The 17,889-nt window shown below is 61.5% G+C and carries 13 protein-coding genes; 6 read left to right on the top strand and 7 right to left on the bottom strand.

Annotated elements, in window-relative coordinates; translation table 11 throughout:
- The first annotated feature begins 60 nt into the window (after positions 1-60).
- From MJ606_RS15710 to MJ606_RS15700, 3 genes are all read left to right on the top strand, one after another.
- Positions 61-1,314: a TlpA disulfide reductase family protein gene (locus tag MJ606_RS15710; protein ID WP_243050489.1), complete on the top strand. Its 1,254-nt coding sequence runs from the start codon at positions 61-63 to the stop codon at positions 1,312-1,314.
- An 81-nt stretch (positions 1,315-1,395) separates the two neighbouring features.
- Positions 1,396-2,838: an MFS transporter gene (locus MJ606_RS15705; protein WP_243050488.1), complete on the top strand. Its 1,443-nt coding sequence runs from the start codon at positions 1,396-1,398 to the stop codon at positions 2,836-2,838.
- Positions 2,835-3,275: a MarR family transcriptional regulator gene (locus MJ606_RS15700; protein WP_243050487.1), complete on the top strand. Its 441-nt coding sequence runs from the start codon at positions 2,835-2,837 to the stop codon at positions 3,273-3,275. The genes MJ606_RS15705 and MJ606_RS15700 overlap by 4 nt, the downstream gene beginning before the upstream one ends.
- Positions 3,276-3,398: 123 nt before the next feature.
- Here the strand turns inward: MJ606_RS15700 and MJ606_RS15695 are convergent, their stop codons facing one another.
- Positions 3,399-4,007: an FMN-dependent NADH-azoreductase gene (locus tag MJ606_RS15695; RefSeq protein WP_243050486.1), complete on the bottom strand. Its 609-nt coding sequence runs from the start codon at positions 4,005-4,007 to the stop codon at positions 3,399-3,401.
- Positions 4,008-4,032: 25 nt separating this feature from the next.
- Complete coding sequence (locus MJ606_RS15690) at positions 4,033-4,467, bottom strand: nuclear transport factor 2 family protein (RefSeq protein WP_243050485.1); 435 nt, start codon at positions 4,465-4,467, stop codon at positions 4,033-4,035.
- A 117-nt stretch (positions 4,468-4,584) separates the two neighbouring features.
- Between MJ606_RS15690 and MJ606_RS15685 the strand changes: the two genes are divergently transcribed.
- Positions 4,585-4,980 carry a helix-turn-helix domain-containing protein gene (locus MJ606_RS15685; protein ID WP_243050484.1) on the top strand — a complete coding sequence of 132 codons (396 nt, stop codon included), beginning with the start codon at positions 4,585-4,587 and terminating at the stop codon, positions 4,978-4,980.
- Positions 4,981-5,201: 221 nt separating this feature from the next.
- Complete coding sequence (locus MJ606_RS15680) at positions 5,202-6,428, top strand: MFS transporter (protein WP_243050483.1); 1,227 nt, start codon at positions 5,202-5,204, stop codon at positions 6,426-6,428.
- Between the two features lie 47 nt (positions 6,429-6,475).
- Here the strand turns inward: MJ606_RS15680 and MJ606_RS15675 are convergent, their stop codons facing one another.
- The 4 genes from MJ606_RS15675 to MJ606_RS15660 all read right to left on the bottom strand — a co-directional run bounded on the left by MJ606_RS15675 (position 6,476) and on the right by MJ606_RS15660 (position 14,233).
- Positions 6,476-7,144, bottom strand: a complete 669-nt coding sequence (locus MJ606_RS15675; protein WP_243050482.1) for a TetR/AcrR family transcriptional regulator — start codon at positions 7,142-7,144, stop codon at positions 6,476-6,478.
- A gap of 138 nt (positions 7,145-7,282) precedes the next feature.
- The gene (locus MJ606_RS15670) at positions 7,283-9,646 is read right to left on the bottom strand and encodes a TonB-dependent receptor (protein WP_243050481.1); all 2,364 of its coding nucleotides are present in this window, start codon (positions 9,644-9,646) and stop codon (positions 7,283-7,285) included.
- A 174-nt stretch (positions 9,647-9,820) separates the two neighbouring features.
- Complete coding sequence (locus MJ606_RS15665; RefSeq protein ID WP_243050480.1) at positions 9,821-11,293, bottom strand: M20 family peptidase; 1,473 nt, start codon at positions 11,291-11,293, stop codon at positions 9,821-9,823.
- 2,067 nt (positions 11,294-13,360) lie between these two features.
- Positions 13,361-14,233 (bottom strand): hypothetical protein, encoded by an 873-nt coding sequence (locus tag MJ606_RS15660; RefSeq protein ID WP_243050479.1) that lies wholly within the window; start codon positions 14,231-14,233, stop codon positions 13,361-13,363.
- A gap of 381 nt (positions 14,234-14,614) precedes the next feature.
- On the opposite strand from MJ606_RS15660, the gene MJ606_RS15655 reads away from it, so the two are divergent.
- Positions 14,615-15,238 (top strand): hypothetical protein, encoded by a 624-nt coding sequence (locus tag MJ606_RS15655; RefSeq protein WP_243050478.1) that lies wholly within the window; start codon positions 14,615-14,617, stop codon positions 15,236-15,238.
- A gap of 740 nt (positions 15,239-15,978) precedes the next feature.
- Here MJ606_RS15655 and MJ606_RS15650 read toward each other — a convergent pair.
- Complete coding sequence (locus MJ606_RS15650; RefSeq protein WP_243050477.1) at positions 15,979-17,793, bottom strand: S41 family peptidase; 1,815 nt, start codon at positions 17,791-17,793, stop codon at positions 15,979-15,981.
- Between the last annotated feature and the right edge of the window lie 96 nt (positions 17,794-17,889).

Raw genomic sequence — 17,889 nt, 5'->3', positions numbered from 1 at the left:
TTTGCCACATCAAAATGGCCATCGATAGGCTCGACCGATCCCTGATCGGTGGAGCAGTCGATGCGCATCATTTCTCTAGCCCTGCTGGCCATGGCGCTACCGATCTGCGCGCTTGCCGCCGCCCCCAAGACAACCCCCTGGCTGGGACAGTGGGAAGCCACCGCCACCCATGACCGGATCACCGTACCGTTCCACTTCGAAGTCGTGCAGGGAGCCCACGGTATAGAGGGTCGCTTCTTCAACGGCGACGAGCCGATTGCATCCAACGCGGCCATAGTGGATGGCGATCATCTGGTGTTGCGCTACGACGCCTTCGACCGCGTGCTGGACCTGCAGCGCAGGCCCGACGGCAGCGTCGATGGTTCCTACGCTTCGGCGTCGGCAAACGCCAAGGCCACGCCGTGGAGAATCGCGGCCCATCCAGGCAATGCGCCGTCCGTGGCCGATGAAGGTGCTCCAAACATCGACGGCCTCTGGATTCTTCCCGCCCATAGCAAGAAGAAGAACGAGTATGCATGGCGCTTTATTGCGCATCAGGACTTTGGACGACTGAGTGCATCGGTACTGCGCGTGGGCGGCGATACCGGCGCGCTCACTGGCCTGTGGAAGGACGGCCAGTGGAATCTTTCCAACTTCTCCGGTTCACGGGCAGAGGTGGCCACCGTCAAACCTTCGCGTACCGCAGCGGGAGACGTCATTCTTGAGGTGACGCTTTCCGACCCGCATAGCGACGAAGCGCACTACACCGCCTATCGCCCCGAGACGGCTCGCAAACTTGGCTTGCCCGACGCTCCCGATTTGAGTGAGCACACCGGGGTGCGCGATCGCGATGAGGTATTCGCTTTCAGCTTCAAAGATCTGGATGGCCACCTCGTCTCGAACACCGACGCACGCTTCCGCAACAAGGTGGTGCTGGTGGACGTGTCCGGCAGCTGGTGTCCCAATTGCCACGATGAAGCACCGTTCCTGGATGCGCTCTATCGCAAGTACCACGCACGCGGACTTGAGATCGTCACGCTGGATTTCGAAGATGCGGATGAGTATGCCGACCCTGCCCGCCTCCGCGCCTTCGTCCAAAGATACAAGCCGCCATTCCCGGTGCTGCTTGCCGGCGTCACCGACCAGGCTCAGGAAAAACTGCCCCAGGCGGTGAACCTCGACTCGTGGCCCACGACCTTCTTCATAGCACGGGATGGCCGCGTCAAGCACGTCCACGCGGGCTTCTCGGCGGCGGCCACGGGCGACTTTCATAGCGCCATCGAAAAGGAGTTCGAGGGCCAGATCGAAACCCTGCTGTCGCAGAAAGGGAGCTAGCGCCCTCGCCCGGCGGGCTTCGCTGCCGCCGGGCGAGCGAAGCCGATTGACGCGTGACTATTGTTAATCAACAATAGTTGCATGAATACAACTATTGGCGACACCGGGCGGGCCAAGACCCATCCCAACCTTATCCTCGGCATCTGCTGCCTGAGCCTGCTGATGGTCGCGATGGACGCCACCATCGTCAACGTCGCGCTGCCCTCGATCCGGCACGATCTGGTCGCGTCGATATCCGGGCTGCAGTGGGTGATCGATGCCTACACCATGGTGGTGGCAAGCCTGCTGATGCTGGCCGGCTCGATGGCCGATCGCTTCGGGCGGCGTCGCGTGTTCCAGTCGGGCATGGCGCTGTTCATGCTGGGCTCGCTGCTGTGCAGCGTTGCTCCCACTATTCAGGGCCTGGTCGCGTTTCGCGTCCTGCAGGCGCTGGGCGCGACGATGCTCAACCCGGTCGCCATGTCGATCATCGCCAACACCTTCCACGAACCAAAGGCACGCGCACGCGCCATCGGCATCTGGGGTGCGGTCGCCGGCGTATCGATGGCACTGGGTCCGGTGATTGGTGGCGCGCTCACCCAAAGCATCGGCTGGCGCTCCATCTTCTGGGTGAACCTGCCCATTGGCGCCGCGGCGATGCTGCTGGCCGCACGCTATATTCCGGAATCCAAGGCGCCGCATCCGCGGCGTGTCGATCCGATCGGACAACTGTTGGTGTTCGTCATCCTGGCCACGGTGACGTATGCGGTCATTGAGGGCCCCCATGCCGGCTGGGGCTCGACGACGATCGTCGGCCTGTTTACCGCGGCCGCACTGGCGCTGATCGCGTTGCTTGCCTATGAACCTCGGCGCCACGAACCGTTGATAGACGTGCGGTTCTTTCGCAGCGCGCCCTTCAGCAGCGCAACGTTGATTGCCGTATGCAGCTTCTCGGCATTCTCCGGCTTCCTTTTCCTCAATGCGCTGTACTTGCAGGAAGTGCGTGGCTTATCGGCCTTCCATACTGGTTTGTGTACCTTGCCGCTCGCACTGGCGACGATTCTCTGCTCGCCGTTCTCCGGGCGACTGGTGGGCACGCATGGCACGCGCCCGTCGTTGCTGGCCTCCGGCACGGCCACGGTCGTCAGCGCGCTGATGATGACGCAGTTGACGGCCACGACGCCGCTGCCGCTATTGTTGTTGACGTACGTGGTGTTTGGGATCGGTTTCGGCATGGTGAATGCGCCCATTACCAACACCGCCGTGTCCGGCATGCCCAAGGCGCAGGCGGGCCTTGCGGCGGCGGTGGCCTCAACCAGCAGGCAAATCGGCGCGTCGCTCGGCGTGGCCCTTGCGGGCACCATCCTGGGCACGCACATGCATCACGGGTTCGCCGAAGCCTCGCATCCATTCTGGTGGCTGATCACGGGTGGCGGCGTTACCGTGTTGTTGCTCGGGTGGCTGTCCAACACGCGCTGGGCGCGGGATACCACCCGCCACGCGGCACACTTGCTGGAAGAGGCGCCTACCGGAGCGACCGCATGATGGGGCATGCCAACAGCGGCAGCGAAGCCGATCGCATCTGGCAGCGGCTGGTCGGCCTGGTATGGGAAACCCGCGGCGAATGGCGCCGGAAAGTCAGCGACGCCACGGGCCTTTCCTTCAGCCGCCTGCGCATATTGCGACGGCTGCTCGATGCGCCGATGACCTTGAAACAGATAGCCGATGAGACCGGCAGCGATGCGCCGGCCACCACCGTAGCCGTGAATGATCTTGAGAATCGCGGCCTGGTCGAACGCCATCCTCACCCGGAAAATCGGCGCGCGAAACTGGTGTCGCTCACGCGCGCGGGCCGGCAGATCGTCGAACTGGTACACCGCACCGTGCGCGACGATGCACCGCCAGGCTTTCAGCATCTGTCCAAGACCGACCTTGCGCACCTTCGCCGGATTCTGGATCGGGTCATGGGCAGCGAGCGTTAGGAATCCGGGCAACGCGGCCAACCGCTGACGCAACGGCTTGTCGAGCGTTGCGCCCTGTCGGCCACAGGCAAAACCTCATCGATCCCCGTGTCCCCGCCATGCTTCGCAGGCGGATGCCCTCCTTTACAGAACAAGCGCCTCGACAGCCTTGTTTGCCACCGGCACGGCATCGTTCGCCAACGCCGGGATGTTCATTCCTTCGACCCTGACGGTCTGCACGTCCACGATACCGATGAAGCCCAGGATTTGACGCAGGTAGGGCTCGACGAAATCCCAGGATTTCCAAGGGCCTGCGGTGAAGACGCCGCCTGAAGCCAGCACCAGGATCGCCTGCTTCCCCTGCATCAAGCCGACCACGCCGCCCTCGCCATATCGGAAGGTTTTGCCCGGCCGAACGACCAGGTCGATCCAGGCCTTGAGGGCGGAAGGAATCCCGAAATTCCACATCGGCGTTGCTATCACCAGGAGATCGGATGCCACCAGCTCGTCAGTCAGTTGATCGGCCAGGCGTGCCGCATCCTTCCATCTTTCCTCCTCTGCCGGATCCCTGGTGGAAATAGCCCGCAGTGTGGATTCGTCCAGATGAGGCGGATGCGCGGCAGCCAGGTCGCGATGCGTGATTTCCGCCAGCGGATAAAGATCGCTGAGCCGCGCGGCGAGCGTGCTGGCCACCGATCGACTCGCCGAGTCATTCCCCCTTGGGCTCACATCAATCAACAGGATTCTTTTCATCCGCAAATTCCCCATGCCCGGCGACTCAATGAGACCGCGCCGACAACGCGTTCCAGGCCGCGAGGGAGTCCATATAGTCCCTCCAGTGCGTGATCTTCCGGTTCTCGATCTTGATGATCGAGCAGAACCGGTTGTTGTACTTCACGCCCGTCGCGACGATGGTCCCATGGACCTGGTATTCGATGATGACGACCTGACCGCTGTCTGCCTTGTGGACGGTCAACTGGTCGGCCGAGTGAAGCACGATGTTGTCGACATAACCCCTGAACGCTCCCATCAGGCCGGCTCGCCCTTCTATGACGTGAGGCCAGCCCGGGATGTCGTAGAGGACTTCATAGGCGATGTCGTCACTGACGATATCGAAGAAGTGCTGGCCATCGACGAGGTCGCCCAGCGCGCCGCGAACCAGATCGAAATAAGGAGCAGCGGGCTTGTATGCAGCGTATGTCGGACTCGGCATTCGGAACTCTCCACGCGCGTCGCAGGGTTGCTTACGGATTGAGAGCTACCTATAAATCGTAAGCCTGCCCTTGAGAAGAAGGCACGTTGACGTCAGTCGCTTACACCGAGGTAAGTTATGAAAAGCCGGACCAAGGCCCATCCATTGGATCCCGCCGCCATCTGCAGAAGCTCGGACCCCATGGCGGTGCGGGAACTGCTGACCAAGATCGGCGACAAGTGGACCATCTTCGTTGTGCTTTCGCTCGATCTCCTGGGCGGACGCGCGCGATTTTCCGAACTTGAACGCGCGGTTCCGGGGATTTCACAGCGGATGCTTTCTTCGACGCTGAAGCATCTCGAACGCGATGGGCTGGTCATCCGGGAGCTGTTCCCCGAAGTGCCGCCGCGGGTGGAGTATGAAATGACGGTTCTTGGAAAAAGCCTGTTGCGTCCCACGCAAGGATTGGTCGATTGGGCCAAGGCAAACTGGGAGCAGGTCAGGCTGGCGCAATCCAGTTACGATGCGAGATAAGTTCAGGTATTGCGGGTGAGTTGGCGGCGATCACTTTGCTCTCCGGCGTGTCCCGCGAACGGTGCCGGAACCGGGACATCGCCCCGCCTCGGATCGACAGCCGCAAAAGTCCCTTGGCTACGTCGCCGCCAGCCACCAGCTGGCAACGGGCGGGCCCTGCCGGTATTCTTGACGCATGCTGCGGCGCACCACTGCGCCCACTCCACGACTTGAGCGCCTCCATGTCCGCCCCCTCCGCCGTCTTCGATCCGGGCACGCCGCCTGTCCGCGTGCCCCATGTCGGGCTTGTCATCCTCGCGCTCGCTGTCGGTGGCTTCGCCATCGGCACCACGGAGTTCGCCTCGATGAGCATGCTGCCGCTGTTCGCGCAGGGGCTGGGCATCGATGCTCCGACCGCCGGTCATGCGATCAGCGCCTATGCGCTGGGCGTGGTGGTGGGCGCCCCGGTCATCACGGTGTTGGGCGCGCGTTTGCCGCGTCGTCGGCTGCTACTGATGTTGATGGCGATGTTCACCGTGTTCAACGGACTGACCGGTCTCTCGCCGAGCTATCACTGGATGCTGGTGTTCCGCTTTCTAAGCGGCCTGCCGCATGGCGCCTACTTTGGCGTCGCCGCCCTGGTGGCCAGCTCGCTGGTGCCGTTGAGTCGGCGCACGCGCGCGGTGGGCCTGATGTTCCTTGGCCTCACCTGCGCCACCATCGTGGGCGTGCCGCTGGCCAGCTGGCTTGGGCAGGCGGTGGGTTGGCGCTGGAGTTTTGCGTTGGTGGCCCTGCTGGGCATGGCGACGATGAGCGCGGTGCTCGCCTTTGCACCCAACATCCCCGCCGATGCCGGGGCCAGCCCATTGCGTGAGCTTGGCGCGCTGAAGCGTTCGCAGGTGTGGCTTACGCTGGGCATCGGCGCGATCGGCTTCGGCGGCATGTTTGCCGTGTATACCTATCTGGCCGACATTCTTCTGCACGAGACGCATATGTCGCTGGATGCCGTGCCCTGGGTGATGGGCGTGTTCGGCATAGGCCTGACGCTGGGCAACATGCTTGTTCCAGTCTTTGCCGATCGCGCACTGATGCGCACGGCCGGCGGCTTGTTGTTGTGGAGCATGGTGATGCTCGCGGTCTTCCCTTATACCGCTGGCAACGTGTGGACGCTCAGTGCCTGCGTGTTCCTGATCGGCATCGGCGGCGCGCTTGGTACCGTGCTGCAAACGCGCCTGATGGATGTTGCCGGCGACGCCCAGGGCCTCGCCGCTTCGCTCAACCATTCGGCCTTCAACACCGCCAACGCGCTTGGCCCCTTTCTCGGCGGCCTCGCCATTGCACACGGCTATGGCTGGACATCGCCCGGCTGGGTGGGCAGCGGCCTTGCGTTGGGCGGCTTGTTGCTATGGATCGTCTCGATGACCATGGAACGCCGCGCCGAACCGGTCACGGCCATCGAGCCCTGTTGAGACCGGGCACCGCCCCGGGGTGGGCGGTGCTTTGCGCTGACGAAGCGTCAGCCGTTCGTTGCGCCGCGTCGCCGCGACTCCACGAAGCCCGCAACGAGTTCGACCACGGCATCTTCGAATTCGGGCGCTATGAGCATGTTTTCGTCACGCTCCAATGCCGCTCGAACGATGCCTGCGGCCGCCTGCGTAAGCACGAACGCGTCGATGGGCGAGAGTTGCACCAGACCACCATCGCCATCGGCTACCTCCCCCGCCGCCAACATGGCGGCAAGTGCCATGACCGGACGATCCATATCGCGGTGCTGGTTCGCGCGCCAGGCCAAGTCGAACAAAATTTTCCTTACCCGCTGGCGCCCGTTGAAGGCCTGTAGTTCGGTGCGCACCACGATGCGGATGCGATCGCGCAAACTGAGCTTTTCCGCCCCCGCCTCCTGATGGCGGTGCGTGAGCACCTCGGTCATGCGGGCGAGCCGCCGATCGCGCTCGTGGCGCGCCAGTGCGAGCAGGATTTCCTGCTTGTTTTCGAAGTATTGGTAGATCGTGCCGACACTGAAGCCCGAGGCCGCCGCCAGGCCGTTGGTGCTGAATGCGCGTAGCCCACGCTTTTCCAGCAACTGGCTGGCCGCCTCCAGAATCAGCTCGCGCGTTTGCCGGGCGCGCGCCTGGGCAGGTGCGCGCCGCTTGCTTGCGGGCTTGGTGCCGTTGGGGTTGACCATGCGAAACAGGCGAGTGGCCAGGTAACCCCGCTAGGCTCACCCATCGCCCACGGCAAGTCCAGTCCCAGGTGGACCAGACAGCGGGCCCCCGCGCCCCGGTGGTGGTGCACCGGGGCGTGGGCTGCTATTCGGGCCGCTTCAGAAGTTGTACTTCAGATCGACGCCGATGGTGCGGGGCGGAATGGTGTATGCCTCGCCAAACGGCGCGTAATACGTTTGCAGGCCGGTGGAGACCAGGGCGAGTTTGTTGAACATGTTCTTGACGTACAGGTACGCGCTCCACTTGCCATTGCCGTCCTCCAGCCCGATGCGTCCATCCACCATGGTGTAGTTGCCCATGCTGGTACGGGTGGGATCATTGGGGCGGAAGGTGGAATAGGACGTGCCTACGTAGTTGGCATCCAACCGTGCCATGCCGGTGAGGTTGTCGCCCATGGGCCAGCGGTAGTCGGCGGCCAGCATGCCGGTGTACTTGGGCGTATACGGCACGCGATCGCCGGTGCGGCCGAGCACGCCCTGCTCTTCGTAGCTGTTGCTGATCTGGTCCTGCGTCAGCACGGCGTCGATGTAGTTGAAGTTGGCGGTCAGGTCCAGCCCATGGATGGGGCGATACAGCAGCTCCCATTCCAGGCCGCGCATGCGTGCGGCACCGGCATTGGTGATGAACTGCGATGTGCCGTCGAGCGTGATGGCGCTGACCTGCATGTTGTGCCAGTTGATCTGGTAGATGTCCGCGGTGGCGTACAGCGTGCGATCGAACCAGTTCGACTTGATGCCCAACTCGTAATTCCACAGCCAATCGGGCTTGTAGGTGGTCAGGTTCACCGGCAGGTTGATGAGCTGGTTGGCGCCGCCCGGCCGCATGCCATCGGCGGCGAGACCGTAGACCATCACGTTGGGCGCCAGGTCATAGGAAATATTGAGCTTCTTCAGCCAGCCGCTCTGGCCGGCGCTGACCGTGGTGGGCGGAAGGGTGCCGCCGCCGATCAGCGGGAAATTGAAGTTCAGGTCGGTGTAGCCGGTGATGTCTTTGGAGTAGTCGTAGTAGCGCAGGCCGCCGGTGATGTTCAGATCGGACGTGACATGCCAGGTGGCTTCGCCATAGGCGGCCTTCTGTTGCAGGTCGTCGGAAATATGGCGTCGGAAGAAAAGCGCCGAGGGCGACAATGGGCCGCCGGTTTGGGCATCGGCGTAGGTCTGTTCGCTGAAGAGGCGGCTCTTGCGCTGTTCTTCGTAAAGGCCTGCCGTCCAGTCGAGCGTGTCGTTGCTCTTGGAACTCAGGCGCAGCTCGTTGGACCAGTTGGTGGTATGCCCGGGGTAATACAGGTAAGAGGGAATGTATTGATCAGCGTTGTAGACGTGGCCCAGGCCCACCGAGTTCAGCAGGGCCTTGGCGTACTGGAACAGCGGCGTGGAATCCTGGCTGTAGTCGCTCTTGCGATCGAAATACGAGGTCACCGCCGTGAGCGTGGCCCAGTCCAGATCCCAGTTGAGGGTCACGTTGGATATCTTGGTATGGTCGCGATACGGCACCAGCGTCGCCACCTCCGAGCCATAGCGCGAGGGAAGGTCTACCGGATACAGCGGCGCCAGCGCCCAGCGCTCGGGATAGGGCGACCAGAAGTTGGGCTCGGCGTTGGTCGCCTGGGTGGAGAAGCTCGCGTCCAGCGTCACCTTGTCGGTCGGCTGGTAGCGCACCATCACGCGGCCACCGCCCTGATGCGACTCGCCGACATGGTTGCGATCCAGCACCACGTTGTCGATATAGCCGCCGGTGTCCTGCTTGTTGGCCACCACGCGCACGGCCAGCTTGTCCTGGATCAGCGGCAGGTTGAACATGGCGTTGCTGAGCCACGATGGACCACCGCCCTTGGTCACCGCATAACCCGCCTCCACGCTGCCGTCGACCTGATCGAGTTCGGGCTTGTTGCTGATCAGCCGGATCGCGCCACCCATCGAGCTGGCCCCGTACAACGTGCCCTGCGGTCCGCGCAGCACTTCCACGCGATCGATGTCGAACAGGTTGAGGTCGGGTCGGTGACCGCCCGCGTCGTTGGTGGTGCCCACCGAACCGGGGATGGAGGTTTCGTCGTAATAGATGCCCGTGGTCGGCTCACCCGCCGCATAGATGCCGCGGATGGAGATGCGCGACTGGCCGGCGCCGGCGTCCTGCACGCTGACGCCGGGCACCATCTTCACCACGTCGTTGATGCTCTGCGCGCCGCTGTCGGCCAGCACTTCGGCGGGCACGGCGCTGATGGCGATGGGCGTCTTGTCGATCGCCGTGGCGTGCTTGGTAGCCGTCACCGTGATGGCGCCCAGCGACGTCGCATCGTCCTTGGAAGGCGCCTTGGTCTTGGTACTGCCCGCGTCGGCCTGCGGCGCGGTGGCCGCGTCTTGTGCGTGCAACCCGGCGGATGCCACAGCACCCGCCAGCAGACACGCAACCCACAGCGGATGCCTGGCCAGGGTGGCGCGGCGATGCTTCACAAAACCAACCATATCCTTCTCCCTTTCTGGATAACCACCATCGGCACGATGCGTATCGGCCCGGTGGTGAAGACAAGACGACCCAGCATGGCCCGCCGATAGATAGCTGCCGCGTTGCTCTGTCCACGTGGACGCCCGCCACGCCATCGGCGCGTCACAAGCGCACCCATGCACCACGGCAATGTTTTAGCCCGCGGCGTTACGCATGAATTGCGCGGCGAACTGCACGCAGTTGAGGTAATCGATCACCGGAATGCCCTCGTTGATACCGTGGAAGCGTTCAATCGTGGTGGGCGTGAGGTGATACGGCACGAAACGCAGCTGTTCGGCGGAAACCGGCACATAGTGCGAGGCATCCGTCGCCGCCGTGACCAGGTAAGGCACCACGGGCACGCCCGGCGAAACTTGTCCGATCGTCTTGCGGACAAGTTGCAGGCCTTCGCCATTCACCGGCGATGTCGGGCTCGGCTCGTTCTGCTCGCCGCCAGGCGTCACGGTGACACGCGGGTCGGCGATCACGTTGCGCACGTGTTCGAGCACGCTGGCTACGCTATCCCCGGGCAGAATGCGGAAATTGACGGTCGCCTTGGCCACGGTGGGCAGCACGTTGTCCTTGACGCCCGCATTGAAGGTCGTCTCGGCGGTAGTGGTTCGTACCATCGCGTTGCCAGATGGCGTCTTGGACAGTTGACCGATCAGTACACCGCCCAGCAACCAGCGATTGCGAACCGCCATGCGCGCGGAAAATGGCAACAGCGGCGCCAGTGCATCGAACATGGCGGTGGCCGTCGGCGCCAGGCGCGCCGGCATCTGCTTGGCTTCCAGGCGTACCAGCGCCTGGCTCAGGATGCCGATGGCCGATTGCGGCGGCGGCTGCGAGGAGTGGCCACCATTGGCCTGCACCGACAGCGTGACCGATACATAGCCCTTCTCGGCAATGCCCACCATGGCGAGGTCACCTGCCACGCCCGGCATCAACCCGTTCGTGTAGGCACCGCCTTCATCCAGCACGAGCTGCGCATGAACCCCACGCTGCTTGAGCAACGCGACGATGGCGATGGCGCCCTGCTCGCCGCCGCGCTCCTCATCACTACCGAAGGCGAAATAAAGCGTGCGCTTCGGCTGAAACCCTTGCTGCAGCAGCTGCTCGGCGGCCTCAAGAATGGAAACCAGGCTCGCCTTGTCATCCAACGCGCCCCGGCCCCACACCACGCCATCGGCCACCTCGCCGGACCACGGATCGCGCGACCAGCGGCTGCGTGTATCGACATCCACCGGCACGGTGTCCTGATGAGCCATCAGGACGATGGGCGCGGCCGCGGCATCCTGACCCTTCCAGGTGAACAGCAACGCACCATGCCCCACCTGCTCCACCTGCAGCTCGTGATGCACGCGGGGGAACTGCTGCGCCAGGTAAGCATGAAACGCATCCAGGTCTTCCGCGGAAGGCGGCGCCTCGCCTGTCGACACCGTGTGCAGCTTCACCGCACCCGCGAAACGCTGCACCACGTCCGCCTCATCGAGCTTGAGCGGCGCGTAGCCCGTCGCCGGTCCGCTCGAGGCCAGCCCCGGTGTCGACCACGTACGCCACAAAACCACCCCCACTACTACGCCGGCGAGCAGCACGGCGCCGCCCGCGATCAAGAACCGTTTCTTCATGTGTACGCCCCTCCCCAGGGCAACCCCGCACCGCCGAGGACGAAAGCCAGGACGGTTGCGGCCCGACGTTACGAAGCCCGCGCCAGGCGCCGCAACGCGAAAATCTGAGCACTTCGTTCTTCTCGCCCGTCCTTGGCCGCAGCGCCCCGTACATTTGCCGCGCCATTCGCCGCCAAGGGCGGGGATCAGGGCCGTCTTTATCCGCCTGGAAAATCTGAGCGCATTGCAACGCTTGCCCATATGAGCGCCGCGGAACGGCGGCACGCGATGGATGCGACAGCCGCTTCCCTTGTATGGCTTCCCTTACACCATGCGCGACCTCGCGGATGGCGACCGAGACGATAAAGCCAGCCGCCCTCGAAGTTGTGGCGACGTGTCAACTTCGGATGGATTCCGCTTCCGGTAGAAAAGCCGCCGCAAACAATCTGTGGCTTTGCCGCTCGTGCTGCGCTTGTTTGCACCGCCGCATGCATCAGCCATGTGCGCTTCGGCTCGCAAAAGACATTTCCGTCGACCGGTTTAGCCATCGCACGCCGTTGAATGCTCCAAAATTGACGGAACCTTGACGCCAGGCGTTCTGGATAAATCTTTCTTCATGGAGATTACGAGCAAAAGCACTTCACAAGCGGGGTGTTCCGTCGAATGATTTACCTATCATCCTCGGTATTAGAGGTAGCGACTCACCGACCGCTTGGCGTCCGCCCGCAACTTTTGTCCAACTGTTGGCACAGGGTGGTGCGTATGACTCGGTTCTTTTCGCATACCGCTACTGAGCGGGCCCGTTGCATGTGCGATCACGACACATCAACCTCAAGCCGCCGCCGAAAGGCACTCCAACATTTGCGTGCCCATATTGGCGCGGCTTATTCCAGGCGAATATCACTACTGCGTTGCCCTGCATGACTGACAACGTGGACGCAACCGTAGTGGTTTCGAGGAAGCGGAGTACTCCGCCGAGTGGGGCGAAAAGCGTGTGCAATACGGACTCGGTGTCGACTACTTCGACGACCGCCGTGGTGCCAAAGTGGATCACGCATCGGGCCTGGCATGGCTGACCTTGGCTGACGAACGCAAAGATCCACCGTTCCTTTCCATCCTGGCTTCGGCACGCTCTCAGACAACACCGGAAGAACAACAACGAGCAGCGACGCAGTAGCGCAGATGCAGGAGCGCTACGGGGATGCCTATGCCTTGAACCGCACAGAAAGACACAATTGCACTGAGCTATGGGGCATTCACGATCACATATGGGATATGTTGCTAAGCAACCCCGTCGATCCCTGGGACAGCAAGATCACCATCAAAATTGATGGGCCGGGCCAAGTGCAGCCGATGGTGGCACTGAGGACACTTCAGCACGTAGGTGATACCTACGTTCAAAGCTGGGGCGGTCACGTCACCGTGGGTCCACTGGTTCCTGTCAACGATCCACCAGGAGTGCACCTGTCTGGTTCACCCTGGCCTTCGCCGATTCCTTGATTGGCATGGTGGCCTACTGATTTGCGCTTCGGGGTCGAAGCGGCAACTACATCGTCGATCATTCAAGATTTTTCTTGGCCTCGGGTACGAGCACCCTCGCGCCTTCTCAAGACGGGGCGGTATTACCGTAGCAAGAAACCTAGAAAAGCAGCGACCGTAAGGCCCACGCCAACGCTTGCCAAAAGATTCGAAGCGAGCGGCATATGCCATCGGCCCGCACGCCTATCTCCGTAGATTTCTCCAATCGTCTGCGTCGAGGAGGGACTTCGCCCCTGGGAGCGCCGTTGGATGACGATCGAGACCAGGCACAGAATGCCGGCCATATATAGAGGTCTAAAAATAGCCTCGCTCGGCCAAATGGCACCGACACCTGTTCCAATGATCAAGCCCGGCACGATAACAAGGAGCGGATTTACGGTCACACCGAACGTTCTCTTCGTCGAATTCATCTCGAGTGCCCCCCCGGATAAGGCGCATGGCATTCGCTTCGGGTCGAAAGCGCTTATTCCCATGTCATGGATCGCACCGATATCAGGCCCCCGGGCGGCACTCATGACTACTACCGTTTATGAGGATCTTTCCGCAACGTCACTTGGGCCCCGAATTTGCTGCCAAATAAGCATCGACAAGCGGTCCCCATATCCGCGAGCCATCGCGGCCAAAGAAGAGCTTGTGGCCATCGGTGCCATAGCTGTCAGGTCGATAGGCTTGCAGTTTGCCTCCCGCTCCAACGAAAGCCTTTGCCATGTCATCCACGAGATGCGGATTGAAGTAGCTGTCGTTGCCGGCGTAGATCCACAACATGGGTGTGGGCGAGGTCTTGGCAAATTTGGCGGTAGCGTCTACCAACTGCTCGCTCTTGCAGTTGCTGTCGGGCTGATCGTGGTAGTGACCGCCCCGCCCACCAGCCATGTTGATGAGTGCCGCGACATGCGGATGCGGCACGCTGTTGTAGGCAATGGTGCCCCAGCCACCCGCTGATTGGCCGACCACGATCACGCCATTGGGATCGACATGGGGTAGCGTCACCGCGTAATCAACAATGACGCCGATCTGCCGCGCGGTCTCCAGGCCAGCCTTGTAGTAGTCGGCATCGTTGCAGCCAGCGTAACTCTCCGTCCAGGGGCCGCCGGTGGCGCCGTAGCCCAACCTCAGTACAAGCACGACGGCGTAGTGACGTGCCGTGAACCAGCTGACCACCTCGCTGTCGCATCCAGCCAAGGTCATACCAGGGCGGTCGGAGGCTTTGGGAGGAGAGCCGTGATTGATGATCACCAATTTGGGTGCATCCACATCCGCTGGGCGGCAAATGCGCCCCTGCATCTGCCAATGCTGCCCAGAGGCATCATCGATGGGCACCTGCAGACGTTGCTCGACGACATGCGGCGTGGCACCACGCGCGTCGTAACTTGCCGAGACTAAAACTCCAAGACCCAGGATCGCCGCCAAGAAACCGCGCATCACCATGCTCCTTATGGTTTGACCAGAAAGGCCTTAGGGCACATCTGTCCCTGATGGCCAAAGCATAGGGTTTTCGCCGGTCACGTTCTTGCGACTACATTGGTAATTGGAGCAGGGCATGGTTTGGACCCAATACCCCAACACATATAGCCCCTGCGGCATCGGATGGGCACGGGCGACCGACCCGGCCCGTATTTGTTTGCGATTTGGAAAAAACGCAAACGTCCGTACATTATCTTGCTGGATATGTCTGCGTAGGGTCGGAAGCGAACACCTCATTACCACTCAAAAGTAGCCCCCCTTTTGAATGCCCTGACGCTGACCCAGAATAGGTCGAAAGTCCAAAATGTTGACTGGGATGTAAATCATAAGGAGCGTGCAATGTCCGGCAGCTTGCTGAAGTTTTTGGGTCCGGTGGTTTTTCTTTTAGGGTTGAATGTTCACGCCGAACCGCTATCGGATGCAAAAATAGTTATGTTCAAAAATGGCGTGAATGATGTCCTGTTGGAAGGTCATCGCTTCACGATCGTCTCGGCATGGCGAGAAAATTACAACGCACATGGTTTCAACGTCACCACGATATATGCACAACTTCCAACGCCTGGGGGCAAAACGCTGCTTCAAGTAGTGCCCGTATTTCTTCGAAATGTCTCTATTCCGAACGATCCACGCGAAACGAATGAACTCGTTACGTCAGGTGGTGCAGACTGCACGCTGCATAGCTTTCGCTTATTTGTTCCCAAATCGGCTACTGCAATCATGCTCGTAGTAGCCGATCGCGACTACGGCGATTCATACGTCGATACCCAGCCGGTGCATTTTGATTTTTATCGCCTTGCCCAAAATACGGAGGGTCTTTTTGGACGCCCTCGGCTGTACTTCACTTTCGATCATCGACTTGAGGCATCGAAACGCTATTGTGATGTGGAAAAAGCTCTGAAGGATGAATTGGCTCTTCCATGGGTAGGAGGAGCGAGCTTACCTTGGTCGGATAGTGGTAAATAGAAAATAGCGAGCGACAAACTTATAGCGCGTGTAAGAGCTGTTATCATTAGTTTCTCCTTATGTCCGCTCCGGGTCGAATCGGACCTTATGGCGACATGGCGACTCTCACCCTGGGCACTTAGTGCTTGATCTTGGAACCGTCTACTCAGCCATCCCATGGCACGCCCGAATGGACTTGGTGGCAGCATCTGCTGACAGTTTCACATCGCGCTTCCTGGGTGCTAGCCCCATCTTGCAGCATGCCAATACGGTTCAGCGTTACGTGAGAGTAGATCTGGTCATGTGGGTCTGTCGTCCCAGCAAGAAGCTCGAGAACGTGATCTTCGGCACTCGGGTGACGACCCACCACACAGGGAGCCAATCGCGGCGTATTGAACTAGCCACCGAGGGTCATTAAGTCGTTGATGGATCGACTCCAGTGAAAGTCCCGGCGGCAAGTTCAGCTTGACGGGGCATCTCAGCAGTTGATGCATTACGTACTTGTCGCATTCCATGGCCGCGCGCTCAACAAAAAAAGCGGCGGTTTCCGGTGTACCGGCGTTGTGGCCAATACATCCCAGTATGAAATAGGCAGCCCCTCTCTCACTTTTCGGCTTGCTGGTCCGCGCAAGGGACTCATCTCATCAATCATGCTTTCGTCCACAAGGTGCTCTGCCTCGCGATGAGCATGCCGGGTGACGGAATGATCAGAATTGGTAACGTCCTCCTTGTACAGGTCCAAGTACATCCAGATACCCTCGTCATTGGCAGAGTTTCAAGGCCTGTTCGAGCACCACGTCGCGGCCAGCGCGGATGTCCTCCAGCGAAGGGTTTACGGCGATGTCGGGGGTAACGCCGTGCAGGTGGAATGGCGTGACACCATCGTGACGTGTCACGCGCAGGCCAGTGAAGCTGATGCGGTAGCCGGAGGGCGTGTAGAAGTTCTGCACGTCGCCGTTGGTCCCGGCGCTGGGCGATCCCACGATGGTGGCGAGATGCAGGTCGGCGACATAACCGAGGATGGATTCGGCCTGGCTGATGGCGCGGCCATTGGTCAACACCACCATCTTGCCCGGGATATGTGGCGCTGCAGGCGTCAGGTTCCAGCCGAGTCCGGTGTAACTCACGGGCTGGTCGAACGGTGCTTCGTCATTAGGCACGTGCATCCATTGCGCATGCTCAGGTTCTGCCAGCAGATGGCGCAGCAATTGCATGCCGGTCATCGGGGTTGGGTAGCCACGCAGATCGACGATCAGCGCACGCGCCTGACTGAACGGGCCAAGATGGTCACTCAGATCCTGCTGGGAGGCCCGCGTGATATCCAGGTACCACACGCCGTCCTTGAGCTGGGCGACGGGCTCGGGTCGGGATGGCACCGGCTTGGGTGCCTGTTTCTGGTAGGTCAGCGTGGCGTCGAGCATACGGTCTTCGCGTTCAAGACCAAGCGTTACCGGCGTGCCGGCTGGTCCTGCGTTAAGTGCACTCGCCAGTTGCCAGCGTCGCCATTGGGGAGAGCCTGAAACCAGCGATGCCTGTTTTGCCGCCCAGATACCGAACTCGACACCATTGATAGACACAATACGGTCGCCTGTTCGTATCGCCGGGTCCGCACTGGCGGCGACGACCAGCGCATCGCCTATTGGCTCCAGCAGCAAAGGCAGTGCGCCCGTCGGGCGGCGAGGGTCGTAGACGAAGCCATGGCCATCTTGTACCAGGGCAACCAGGTGGCGAAGGTTGTCGCGTTGCACTTCCCGAGTGGCCGGGGCATCGATGGTAGCCAGCAGCGGCTCCAGCTGGCTATCCCAATCACCGCCCACCTCCTGCCAGTACGGATAGAAGTGCCGGTAGACGTTCCAGCTCACCACGATATCGGCCAGGCGCTGGTCGGCGGAGATCGGGTTGTCGGCGAAGCTCGCGGGCTTGGCCACAAGCGTGGCCATCGCCTCCTGTTGCTTGGGCGTGGCCTTGGCTTCCTCATCCGACAGTTCAATCGGCACGCGCGCCTTGAGGCCTGCACCCAGCGGAAACTCCGCATAGCGCTCGCCGGGCGGCGGCGCAGCGAAAAGCGTGGCTTCCGCCGGCAAGAGTTGGGCACTGGCGGTGCGCTGTTGTTCGATGTCGATGTTTGGCGCATGGTTTGTCGTAGCAAACACACCGGCGCGTGCGGTGCGCTTGGCTTGGTAGGCAGCGTAGCGATTGACACCTTCCGCATAGCCCAATCGCTGCCAATAGACCTGCCGCTGGTCGGCAGCCAAGGGTTTCGCAGCAGGGAACGGCTGTCTCTCCGGCAGGATCACGACCCCGGTGGTGACGGGATCGAACAGGCCACGCAGGCTCGCTGCCAAGGCCTGGCTGTCATGTGCGCCGCGTACCTGCGAAACGCCATATACCGCAAAGCGGTTCCAGTTCAGCCCCTGCACGGCGTCACCCGGATAGTAGTAACGCACTACGCCGTACAGGCGTGCAAAGGCGGCGACATCGGTGGTGGCCGTGGTGGGTTGCGAGGTTTGCGCGGCGACAGGACCACACAGCCATCCCATGGCAACGATGAGGAGAAGACGACGAAGACCATCCATTGCATTCCTTCCTGTCCAGGTAGCGGCCCACAGTTTTACACCAGCGTAAGCACGGGTCATGACGGTCTCTCGGCACGGTCGCCACGGGCGTCAGGC

This window comes from Dyella sp. RRB7 (assembly GCF_022761115.1).
Classification (GTDB): domain Bacteria; phylum Pseudomonadota; class Gammaproteobacteria; order Xanthomonadales; family Rhodanobacteraceae; genus Dyella.
This window is presented reverse-complemented; position numbering and strand designations above follow the sequence as displayed.